The 9194-nt window shown below is 35.8% G+C and carries 9 protein-coding genes and 2 rRNA genes; all 11 read left to right on the top strand.

Annotated features, from left to right (window positions below):
* Positions 1-911: ribosomal RNA gene (locus tag A9G28_RS12625) — 23S ribosomal RNA — on the top strand; the annotation flags it as partial.
* A 170-nt stretch (positions 912-1081) separates the two neighbouring features.
* Positions 1082-1197 (top strand): 5S ribosomal RNA (rrf, locus tag A9G28_RS12620).
* A 131-nt stretch (positions 1198-1328) separates the two neighbouring features.
* Positions 1329-1511, top strand: coding sequence for a hypothetical protein (locus tag A9G28_RS13450; protein WP_141673688.1), 183 nt, complete (start codon positions 1329-1331; stop codon positions 1509-1511).
* 247 nt (positions 1512-1758) lie between these two features.
* Entirely contained in the window at positions 1759-2331 is a 573-nt protein-coding gene (gene rppH, locus A9G28_RS12615; RefSeq protein ID WP_065568308.1) for an RNA pyrophosphohydrolase, read from the top strand.
* Positions 2328-3197 carry a prolipoprotein diacylglyceryl transferase gene (lgt, locus tag A9G28_RS12610; RefSeq protein WP_065568309.1) on the top strand — a complete coding sequence of 290 codons (870 nt, stop codon included), beginning with the start codon at positions 2328-2330 and terminating at the stop codon, positions 3195-3197. The genes rppH and lgt overlap by 4 nt, the downstream gene beginning before the upstream one ends.
* Positions 3194-3988 carry a thymidylate synthase gene (thyA, locus tag A9G28_RS12605; protein WP_065568310.1) on the top strand — a complete coding sequence of 265 codons (795 nt, stop codon included), beginning with the start codon at positions 3194-3196 and terminating at the stop codon, positions 3986-3988. The genes lgt and thyA overlap by 4 nt, the downstream gene beginning before the upstream one ends.
* 248 nt (positions 3989-4236) lie before the next feature.
* Positions 4237-5187, top strand: coding sequence for an LpxL/LpxP family Kdo(2)-lipid IV(A) lauroyl/palmitoleoyl acyltransferase (gene lpxL / locus A9G28_RS12600; protein ID WP_065568311.1), 951 nt, complete (start codon positions 4237-4239; stop codon positions 5185-5187).
* Positions 5188-5233: 46 nt separating this feature from the next.
* Complete coding sequence (rlmM, locus tag A9G28_RS12595) at positions 5234-6316, top strand: 23S rRNA (cytidine(2498)-2'-O)-methyltransferase RlmM (protein ID WP_065580897.1); 1083 nt, start codon at positions 5234-5236, stop codon at positions 6314-6316.
* 20 nt (positions 6317-6336) lie between these two features.
* Positions 6337-8178: a penicillin-binding protein activator gene (locus A9G28_RS12590; RefSeq protein ID WP_065580896.1), complete on the top strand. Its 1842-nt coding sequence runs from the start codon at positions 6337-6339 to the stop codon at positions 8176-8178.
* A complete protein-coding gene (locus tag A9G28_RS12585; protein WP_218057389.1) occupies positions 8144-8515 on the top strand; it encodes a YraN family protein in 372 nt (123 codons plus the stop codon). Before A9G28_RS12590 ends, A9G28_RS12585 begins: the two co-directional genes overlap by 35 nt.
* A 15-nt stretch (positions 8516-8530) precedes the next feature.
* Entirely contained in the window at positions 8531-9109 is a 579-nt protein-coding gene (locus A9G28_RS12580; protein ID WP_065580898.1) for an SIS domain-containing protein, read from the top strand.
* Positions 9110-9194 lie beyond the last annotated feature (85 nt).

Here is a 9194-nt window from a genome sequence, read left to right as displayed (position 1 = left end):
CTGTCTCCACCCGAGACTCAGTGAAATTGAAATTGCCGTGAAGATGCGGTGTACCCGTGGCAAGACGGAAAGACCCCGTGAACCTTTACTATAGCTTGACAGTGAACATTGAGCCTTAATGTGTAGGATAGGTGGGAGACAAAGAAGTGTGTACGCCAGTATGCATGGAGTCGACCTTGAAATACCACCCTTTAATGTTTGATGTTCTAACCTATACTTCTGAATCGAGGTAAGGGACACTGTCTGGTGGGTAGTTTGACTGGGGCGGTCTCCTCCCAAAGAGTAACGGAGGAGCACGAAGGTTAGCTAATCCTGGTCGGACATCAGGAGGTTAGTGCAATGGCAAAAGCTAGCTTGACTGCGAGAGTGACGGCTCGAGCAGGTACGAAAGTAGGTCATAGTGATCCGGTGGTTCTGAATGGAAGGGCCATCGCTCAACGGATAAAAGGTACTCCGGGGATAACAGGCTGATACCGCCCAAGAGTTCATATCGACGGCGGTGTTTGGCACCTCGATGTCGGCTCATCACATCCTGGGGCTGAAGTAGGTCCCAAGGGTACGGCTGTTCGCCGTTTAAAGTGGTACGCGAGCTGGGTTTAGAACGTCGTGAGACAGTTCGGTCCCTATCTGCCATGGGCGTAGGAAAATTGAGAGGGTTTGCTTCTAGTACGAGAGGACCGAAGTGAACGCACCGCTGGTGTTCGGGTTGTGATGCCAATTGCATTGCCCGGTAGCTACGTGCGGAATAGATAAGTGCTGAAAGCATCTAAGTACGAAACTAGCCTTGAGATGAGTTTTCCCTGAAGAGATTCAGTAAGGTCCGTTTGAGACTAAGACGTAGATAGGTCAGGTGTGTAAGTGTAGTGATACATTGAGCTAACTGATACTAATGAACCGAGAGTCTTAACCTTACAACTCGGAGTTGTTTTGGAGTTACGCGATAGGATGATTGAAGTTGATGATTGTATAGAGATTGACTTTAAATTGTTTAATAAATGAGAGAGCAGTTTGTTCCGGATTGAGTAATTGCAGTGGATATGAGATAATACACAGTAATTGAGAGAAGAGAAGACAGGATATGTCTGGCGGTAATAGCGCGGTGGTCCCACCTGACCCCATGCCGAACTCAGAAGTGAAACGCCGTAGTGCCGATGGTAGTGTGGGTATTACCCATGTGAGAGTAGGGTGCCGCCAGACTTTTAAATTTAGTGAAGCCCAGCAGTGATGCTGGGCTTTTTTACGTTTGGTATTTTATTTAATGGAGCTCTGATTTGTATAATAATATCTAGAGCGGATAGTCCGAAGAATAACGTATTGAAGATGATAAAATGAGTTCACTAATTGCCTTTAATAAACCGTTTAATGTTGTGACACAATTTTCGGTGCATGAAAAATATCAAATATTAAAAGACAGTTATTATACTAATAGCTCTTTACTTAGAGTACGTTTATTGTTAGTTCATCAACTGGTTATAAAAGGTTTTTCCCTAATTGAGATGAAAAAATTTTAATGATGGCAGTGGTTACTAAGTTTGGCTTAATGTCGGTCAGCATAAAACTGTAGTTTTATGCTGACCGACATCCTAGCTAGTAGTTTGCGGGTTGGTAAATTAGGTAACTTTGTTGAGCAAACTTTTTATGAACTATTATATAGTTTATATAAAGATATATTTACATGATTAATTCATTTTTTTATTTATTTATTGCCACATGTATGAAACAATTTAGGTATTAAAAATAATTTTTTTGAGGTAGTCAGTGATCGATAATGATGGCTACCGTCCAAATGTAGGAATAGTTATTTGCAACAGGTATGGTCAAGTACTTTGGGCTCGTCGATATGGGCAAAATTCTTGGCAGTTTCCTCAGGGCGGAATAAAAATAAACGAAACGCCTGAACAGGCAATGTTTCGTGAATTAAATGAAGAAGTTGGTTTATCGTCAAAAGATGTGAAGATTTTATCTGTTACTAATGGTTGGTTGCGATACAAACTACCCAAAAGGATGATCCGTTGGGAAAATCAGCCAGTTTGTATTGGTCAGAAGCAGAAGTGGTTCTTATTAGAATTGATATCTGATGTGTCAGCAATTAATCTCAATATGTCTTCAACACCTGAATTTGATGATTGGAGATGGGTAAGTTATTGGTACCCTATTCGTCAGGTTATTGCTTTTAAAAGAGATGTTTATAGAAAGGCAATGAAGGAATTTTCTTTACCTGTGTTTACTATACAATCTGAAATTGCACCCCCGATGACTAATGTTTCAAAAAAGAAACGTTTTAACTTCTTTGCTCATAAACGAAAAAACAAAAAGCGTATTAAAAAATGAATCAATATTTACAATTTCCTAATTTTGATCCGATAGCTTTTTCTATTGGACCTATATCACTTCATTGGTATGGTGCTATGTATTTATTTGGGGTACTCGGTGCTCTTTACTTGGCTAAACGCAGAGCAAATAAACCGAATAGCCAATGGACATCACAGCAAGTTGAAAATTTATTATTTTGGGGATTTTTAGGCCTTTTTATTGGTGGGCGGTTAGGTTATGTGTTCTTCTATAACCTTGATGCTTTTATTAAAGATCCTGTGATTTTATTTAAAGTCTGGGAAGGAGGTATGTCTTTTCATGGTGGCTTAATTGGCGCTGTTTGTGTTATTGCTATTTTTGCTAAAAAGACAAATAAAAGTTTTATGCAAGTAGGCGATTTTGTTGCTCCTCTAGTTCCTATTGGTCTGATGTTTGGGCGGTTTGGTAATTTTATTAATGGGGAGCTTTGGGGACGAGTAACTGATTCGCCTATAGGTATGCTATTTCCAGCTTCCTCGCATGCTGATTTTATGTATGTTCAGACTCATCCAGAATGGTTTTCTCTATATTCTCAGTTAGATGGTATTTTACCAAGACATCCATCGCAGCTTTACGAAATGCTATTTGAAGGTGTTGTGCTGTTTATTATCTTAAATATTTTTATTCGAAAACCAAGACCAACGGGGGCTGTATCTGGGTTGTTTTTGCTTTGCTATGGTTTATTTAGATTTGTTATAGAATTTTTTAGACAGCCAGATGAGCAATTAGGTTTATTTTTAAATATTTTTAGTATGGGGCAAATTCTATGTTTACCAATGATTATTGGTGGCATTTTAATGATCTTACTTGCGTATAGATTTAACAAGAAGGCAAAAATACGATGAAACAATATTTAGCGTTAATGCAAAAAATTTTAGATGAGGGTACCTCTAAGTCAGATCGAACAGGTACAGGAACGCTATCTATTTTTGGTCATCAAATGCGATTTAATTTACAAGAAGGCTTTCCCCTTGTGACAACTAAAAAATGCCATTTACGTTCAATTATTCATGAATTACTTTGGTTTTTGAAGGGTGACACAAATATTAATTATTTAAAAGACAATAAAGTAACTATTTGGGATGAATGGGCTGATCAAAATGGTGATTTAGGTCCTGTATATGGTAAACAGTGGCGAGCATGGGGTGCTGATGATGGTCGTCAAATAGATCAAATTTCGCAGTTAATTGAGCAAATTAAAAATGATCCTGACTCTAGACGTATGATTGTTTCTGCTTGGAATGTCGGTGAATTAGACAAAATGGCATTAGCACCGTGCCATGCTTTTTTCCAATTTTATGTTGCAAATGGTAAGCTTTCTTGTCAGCTGTACCAGCGTTCTTGTGACGTATTTTTAGGGTTGCCGTTTAATATTGCAAGCTATTCTTTGTTAGTTCACATGATCGCACAGCAATGTGACTTACAAGTGGGGGACTTTGTGTGGACCGGTGGTGATACACATCTTTATTCAAATCATATGGAACAAGCCTATTTACAATTAAGTCGTGAGCCAAAAGTATTACCAAAATTAATAATTAAACGTAAACCTCCAACAATTTTTGATTATAATTTTGAGGACTTTGAAATTATGGATTATGATCCTTACCCAGCGATTAAAGCCCCTGTTGCAGTTTAAAGCTTGGTAAAGAATTTTTAGGAAATAGATACATTTTGTGTATGTTTTATTGCTAAATAAAAATGAGAAAATAAATATTAGGGATTAATCAAATTATTTCCTAATGTTTATTTTAAATTATCATTTTTACTCAAAACAAAAATTAAAGGAAATATTTATTTAAATGTAAGTATTTTATTTTCTGCTTCGCAATTCAAGATATGGTATATAATAATCTACTACTGTTTAAATAGCTATTTGATCTTACTATGAGCCCAAATCAGGAAATTCGCCCTATTTTTACTAAACGGTTACTGCACCCTCGTTATTGGTTAACGTGGTTTGGTATCGGCGTTTTATATGTAACTGTTTTATTACCTTACCCAGTTATTTACCAAATTGGTAAAGGACTAGGTTTACTTTCAATGCGGCTGATCGGAAAACGTAAAGAAACAGCAAGGCAAAATCTTAAGCTCTGTTTTCCAAAAAAATCGCAACAAGAACGAGAGCAGATGTTGCGTGAAAATTTTATTTCGACTGGCTTGGCTATTTTTGAGACAGGTATGGCTTGGTTTTGGTCAGATAAACGGCTTGCGAAATATGTTTCTATTGTTGGCGATTTTAACATTACAAAAGTGCAACAATCAGGCCAAGGTGTTTTGCTTATTGGCATTCATTTTTTAACTTTGGAATTAGGTGCTCGTATTTTAGGAATGAGCCATCCTGGTGTAGGTGTTTATCGACCCAATGATAATCCAGTCATGGATTATGTTCAACTTAAAGGTCGGCTCAAGTCAAATAAATATATGCTAGACCGTCATAACACAAAAGGGATGATTCGTGCACTAAAAAATGGCGAGCTGTTGTGGTATGCGCCTGACCACGATTATGGTCCTAAAAATAGCGTATTTGCACCACTATTTTCAGTTGAAAAAGTGGCAACAACGGTGGGAACTCGCATATTAGTTAAATTAGGCCAGCCTGCAATTATTCCCTTTACGCCAAAACGTGAAAAAGATGGTCACTACACAGTTTACGTTACCTCAGAACTGGAAGGTTATCCAATAGATGATGATGTACGTGCTGCTACTTTTATGAATAAAGTCATTGAGCAAGAAATTTTAAAAGCACCAGAACAATATATGTGGTTACATCGGCGATTTAAAACTCGCCCAAAAGGAGATGCTCCTTTATATACCGATAATGTTCAATCCGATTAAAATTGCTGTTATTTATAGCTTTTGTTGAAAGAGTAAAAATTACAATATGCAAAAACTAAATAAAATTATTTTATATTGTCGCTGTGGATTTGAAAAAGAGTGTGCAGCAGAAATTACCGATAGAGCAGCAAAAAAAGAAATATACGGCTATGCAAAAGTGAGAGAAAGCAGTGGCTATGTTGTCTTTGAATGTTATCAAGATGGTGATGCACAATTGATAATAAAAGATTTAGCTTTTCGAACATTAATTTTTGCAAGACAAATGTTTGTATCGGGCGATTTATTAACAGATTTGCCGACAAATGACCGAATTTCTCCTATTATTGATGCATTAGCTGGTCTTATCGATAAAGCTGGCGATTTGCGTGTTGAAGTTGCCGATTCAAATGAAGGCAAAGTGCTTTCTGGATTTTGCCGAAAATTTACTGTTCCCCTTCGCCAAGCATTGCGCAGAAAACGTATTTTATTAAAAGTCCAAAATCCATTAAGACCTGTAATTCACTTATTTTTTATCAATAATAATAGCTGTTATGTTGGTTATTCGCTAAGCCAAAATAATTCACCTTTTTATATGGGCATTCCTAGACTAAAATTTCCAACTGATGCGCCAAGCCGTTCTACACTAAAATTAGAAGAAGCTTTTCATATTTTTATTCCTTATGAAGAATGGGATGAGCGTTTAAAGGGGGGGATGAATGCGGTTGACTTAGGTGCTTGTCCTGGCGGTTGGACTTATCAGTTGGTTAAAAGATGTATGATGGTTTATGCCATTGATAATGGGGCTATGAATGAAAAACTAATGGAAACAGGGCAAGTTAAACATTATCGTGAAGATGGCTTCAAATTTGTGCCTAAAAAGCATAATATTTACTGGTTGGTTTGTGATATGGTTGAAAAACCAGCCAAGGTAACTGAATTAATAGCCAAATGGCTGATTAATGGCTGGTGCAGAGAGGCTATTTTTAACCTCAAACTACCAATGAAAAAGCGTTATGAAGAAGTAAAACAAAGTTTACAATTGTTAAACGATGAATTAAATAATAAAAAAATCAATGTACAAATTCAGGCTAAGCAGCTTTATCATGATCGAGAAGAAGTGACCGTTCATGTACAACGAATTTGGGGATAACAACTTACAAGAGAATGGGTATGAATTTAAAACGCTCCTTTTATATTATGTTAATTATGTCACTATTTGCATTTTTGGCAGGATGTACTTTTGAAACATCAAAGCAATCACTTAGCTTTGATAATAACAAAAATTCTAGTTATTATTTATCACAAGCAGATAATAGTTCTGGCTCTGTGAAAGTTAATTGGCAATTATTAGCTATTCGAGCCCTAATAAAAGAAAATAAATTGACACAAGCAAACACATTATTATCAAATTTACCTTCCGATCTTAATGCTGAACAGAAAGAAGAAAAATTATTATCACAAGGTGAAATTGCTGTAAAAAAAAGGCGTCCATTTGACCTTAATCAATTAACGATTGTTGATTTGAATAACTCACAGCTATATCGTTATTATATGATAAAATTAGGCTTAGATATAAATAGTAAAGATCTTAATGCCCAAGCTCATGATTATCTTCAATTAGAAAAATATGTATCTGAAACTGAAAAAAGGCAACTATTAAACAGTACATGGAATTTTTTTAGTAAGTTAAAGGCTGATAAAATCGGTAAAGTTTTAGTGGGTGAAGATGACATTACATTACAAGGTTGGATTGATTTGGCATATGCTTATCAACAAAATAATGATGTACCTGCTCCACAAGATGATGATACGCCAGACACAATTGCTACAAAATCTCAAAATCAAAAGCAATTATTAAAACAAGCCATTAATAATTGGGCTATACAATACCCTGATCATCCAGCTAAAGAAATTATATCAATATTGACTGGTGAACAAACGCTTGCAGTTGATGCTAATGGAAAAAAGGTTGCTTTATTGTTACCATTAAGTGGTTCTTCTCGTATATTTGGTGAAACTATTCGTCAAGGTTACATTGATGCTATAAAGTTTTTTCCACAAGAACCGCAACAAAATGTAATTGTAGTCGATACAACTAGTGCTCCTATGGATGCTTTAATCCAGCAAGCACAGGAACAACATGTTGAATTAATTGTCGGTCCTTTATTAAAAAATGAAGTAACTAAAATAAAAGAGCTAGCGCCTGCTATCCCTGTTTTAGCCTTGAACAAAGTTGATAAAACAACTACTTCTGCTAATAAAATGTGTTTTTTTGCTTTATCTCCAGAAGATGAAGCAAAAGATGCAGCTGACCATATTTATTCCCAAAATAAAATAAAACCACTGGTATTAGTGCCTCAAAATGATTTGGGAAGGCGTGTTGCGCAAAGCTTTGCAGCACAATGGGCACAACTGTCGGCAAATAGTTCACAAGCTTACGTACAATATTTTGGTAACGCTAAAACACTAAGTGCTAATATGAATCACAATGTCGGTATTAGCCTTGCGGGAAGCCCTATTTCGAATGATGAAGTATCATCAGGTGAAATGATATCGGCTGGGTTTGATGCTATTTACATTTACGCATCATATGATGAATTGACGTTGATAAAACCAATGCTTGATATGGGCGCTAATAAGAATATTGGTAACTCATCTGCTGTCATGCTTTATTCAAGCTCAAAAAGCCATGTTGCTAATGCTTCTGATGATTTTTATTATGATATGAATAAAACTGAATATGCTGAAATTCCTATGATTCAAAAGGATAATGTGAATACAAAGATACCTAGCAATGTTCAGAAAGATTATTCGTTAATGCGTTTATATGCCATGGGGATTGATGCGTGGAGGCTTACCAATCGATTTAATCAACTCAATTCATATCAACTTAATTTTCTAGATGGTATGACTGGTAAATTATCAACAAGTGATCAATGTGAAGTGACTCGCTCACTCTCTTGGCAGCAATACATTTATAGCGGAACTAACTCTGATTCGAAAAGCGAATAAAAAACAAATTGGTGAGTATTATGAAAATATTGCTTGCCAATACCTACTTAAGCAAGGGCTTAAACTTCTGGCCTATAATGCCCAATTTCGCTTTGGTGAACTTGATTTAATTATGCTAGATGGTAAATGCCTTGTTTTTATTGAAGTACGTTATAGAAAAAATGCCAATTTTGGTCATGCTGAAACGACTGTGACGTTAAATAAGCAAAATAAAATAAAGCAAGCTGCTCAGCAATGGATGATAACGCAAAATTTAAATATTGAAGATACAGAGTTTAGGTTTGATGTTTTTGCTATTACAGGTAAAAGTCAAAAATGGATTATTAACGCATTTTAATTTTTGGGTGAAAGCGTGCAAGATTTAATTAAAAATTATTTTACTGAAAGTATTCAAACTCAAATTGTGATGGCAGAATCACTTGGTTATTCTATTGAAAAAGCAGCAAATATTATTGTTGAGAGTTTACTTAATGGCAATAAAATAATGAGCTGTGGTAATGGCCCATCTGCTGCTAATGTACAAAGCTTTACTTCGCGTTTGATCACCAGTATTAATATCGAAAGGCCAAGTATTCCAGCAATAGCTCTTGTATCGGACAATGTTTTATTAAGTGCAATTGCCAACCATGAAGAAATTTATGCCCGCCAAATTCAAGCATTAGGGCAGCAAAGTGATGTTTTAATTATAGCAACGTGCCAAGGAAATAGCAGAGCCATTATTCGAGCCGTTCAAGAGGCAGTAATTAAAGACATGAAAATTGTCGCTTTAACTGCTTTTGATGGAGGCGAAGTTATTGGTTTGCTTGGGCAAAATGATATTGAAATAAGAGTCCCATCTTACAACAAAGTGATGGCATATGAAATGCACGCAATGATTTTAAATTGCTTATGCCAATTAATTGAAAATACATTGTTTATTCATAGCCAATAAGTTGAAATAAAAACAGTTTAGTTCTGCATTAATAGCGTTTTTATGCTATATTATAGCCTGTTATGATGACTTAAATTAATAAGAG

It is taken from the genome of Gilliamella sp. Fer1-1 (genome assembly GCF_001690825.1).
Classification (GTDB): domain Bacteria; phylum Pseudomonadota; class Gammaproteobacteria; order Enterobacterales; family Orbaceae; genus Gilliamella; species Gilliamella apicola_C.
Note: the sequence above shows the minus strand (reverse complement) of the source record. Positions and strands in the feature narration are given on the sequence as shown.

Coding starts and splice junctions, on each gene's coding strand:
- A9G28_RS13450 (WP_141673688.1), top strand. CDS start 1,329: ATGAGTTCACTAATTGCCTTTAATAAACCGTTTAATGTTGTGACACAA.
- lgt (WP_065568309.1), top strand. CDS start 2,328: ATGAATCAATATTTACAATTTCCTAATTTTGATCCGATAGCTTTTTCT.
- thyA (WP_065568310.1), top strand. CDS start 3,194: ATGAAACAATATTTAGCGTTAATGCAAAAAATTTTAGATGAGGGTACC.
- lpxL (WP_065568311.1), top strand. CDS start 4,237: ATGAGCCCAAATCAGGAAATTCGCCCTATTTTTACTAAACGGTTACTG.
- rlmM (WP_065580897.1), top strand. CDS start 5,234: ATGCAAAAACTAAATAAAATTATTTTATATTGTCGCTGTGGATTTGAA.
- A9G28_RS12590 (WP_065580896.1), top strand. CDS start 6,337: ATGAATTTAAAACGCTCCTTTTATATTATGTTAATTATGTCACTATTT.